This window comes from Nocardiopsis protaetiae (genome assembly GCF_045446735.1).
GTDB lineage: Bacteria > Actinomycetota > Actinomycetes > Streptosporangiales > Streptosporangiaceae > Nocardiopsis > Nocardiopsis protaetiae.
On sequence record NZ_JBJJBV010000508.1, the window covers coordinates 1 to 1,668 of the forward strand.

General features: G+C 71.0%; 1 protein-coding gene. It reads left to right on the top strand.

What is annotated here, in order from left to right; genetic code table 11:
* Positions 1-184: 184 nt before the first annotated feature.
* The gene (locus ACJOT3_RS34400) at positions 185-1,624 is read left to right on the top strand and encodes an NCS2 family permease (RefSeq protein ID WP_406977312.1); all 1,440 of its coding nucleotides are present in this window, start codon (positions 185-187) and stop codon (positions 1,622-1,624) included.
* Positions 1,625-1,668 lie beyond the last annotated feature (44 nt).

Below are 1,668 nucleotides of genomic sequence, written 5' to 3' on the forward strand. Positions count from 1 at the left end.
CACCCTCCCTCACCCACCCGGTGAGCGGCCCACCGGCGCACGCGCCATCCGCGCACGCGCGCGCCACCGCCCCGGGCACCGGGGGCGCCACGACGCCCCCGCACGCCCACGGACGATCACTCTCAGTGACCGACCATTCTCGACAGGCGACCCACGGCCGCCCCGTTTCCCTCCAGGAGGGGACATGACCACACGCGACAGCGCCCAGCGCCCGCAGTCCACCCCCCACCAAGGTCGATCCTGGCTCGACCGCTACTTCTCCATCACCGAACGCGGCTCCACCCCCGCCCGCGAACTCCGCGGCGGACTCACCACCTTCATGGCGATGGCCTACATCATCGTCCTCAACCCCGTCATCCTCGGCGGCGCCACCGACATCAACGGCGACCAGCTCGACGCCGCCCAGCTCACCACCATGACCGCCCTGGCCGCCGGGCTCGTCACCATCATGATGGGCGTGGTCGGACGCGCCCCCATCGCCTGCGCCGCCGCCCTCGGGGTGATGGCGGTCGTCGCCTACCAGGCCGCACCCAACATGACCTGGCCCGAAGCCATGGGCCTGGTCGTCTGGCAGGGCCTCATCATCATCGCCATGGTCGTCACCGGCGTCCGCACCGCCGTCATGAACGCCCTGCCCCGCAACCTCAAGCTCGCCATCGGCGTCGGCATCGGCCTCTTCGTCACCCTCATCGGCCTCAAGAACGCCGGCTTCGTCAGCCGCGGCGAGGGCGGCAGCCTCCTGCAACTGGGCGCCGAGACCGACGGCGGACACCTGCTGGGCTGGCCCGTCCTCATCTTCGTCATCGGCCTGGCCCTCGCCGCGATCCTGCTCGTCCGCGGCGTCCCCGGCGCCATCTTCTACGGCATCGTCGGCGCCACCCTCCTCGCCGTCATCGTCCACTACGCCTTCGGGCTCGACGCCTCCCAGTGGGGCGGCGGCGCACCCGAACTCCCGGGCTCCCTGGTCGCCGTACCCGACTTCGGGCTCCTCTTCCAGGTCGACCTCTTCGGCGCCTGGACCACCGCCGGACCCACCACCGCCGGCGTCATCCTCTTCACCCTCGTCCTGGCCGGGTTCTTCGACGCCGTCGGCACCATCCTCGCCATCGGCGCCAAGGCGGGTATCACCGACGAGAACGGCGCCATGCCCCGCGTCAACCAGATCCTCGTCACCGACGGCACCGGCGCCGTCGTCGGCGGCCTGACCAGCTCCTCGGCCACCCTCGTCTTCGTCGAGTCCACCGCAGGCGTCGGGGAGGGCGCCCGCACCGGGCTGTCCAGCGTCGTCACCGGGGCCCTGTTCCTCACCGCGATCGTCTTCGCACCGGTCTTCTCCATCGTCCCCGCCCAGGCGGCCTCGGTCGCCATGGTGCTGGTGGGGGCGCTGATGATGACCCACATCGCGGAGATCGACTGGTCGGACATGGGCGTGGCCGTCCCCGCCTTCCTCACCATCGCGATGATGCCCTTCGCGTTCGACATCGCCAGCGGCATCGGCATCGGCATCATCGCCCACACCGTCCTGCGCACCGTCCAGGGACGCGTCCGCGACGTCGGCTGGCTCATGTGGATCCTCACCGGCGTCTTCGTCTTCGACTTCTCCATGCACGCCCTCGGGCTCTGACCCGCCAGGAATCCAGGGGACCGGTCCGCACGCCACGCGGACCG

What these genes read in the sequence shown, in the direction of transcription:
- ACJOT3_RS34400 (WP_406977312.1), top strand. Translation starts at nt 185, where the DNA reads ATGACCACACGCGACAGCGCCCAGCGCCCGCAGTCCACCCCCCACCAA.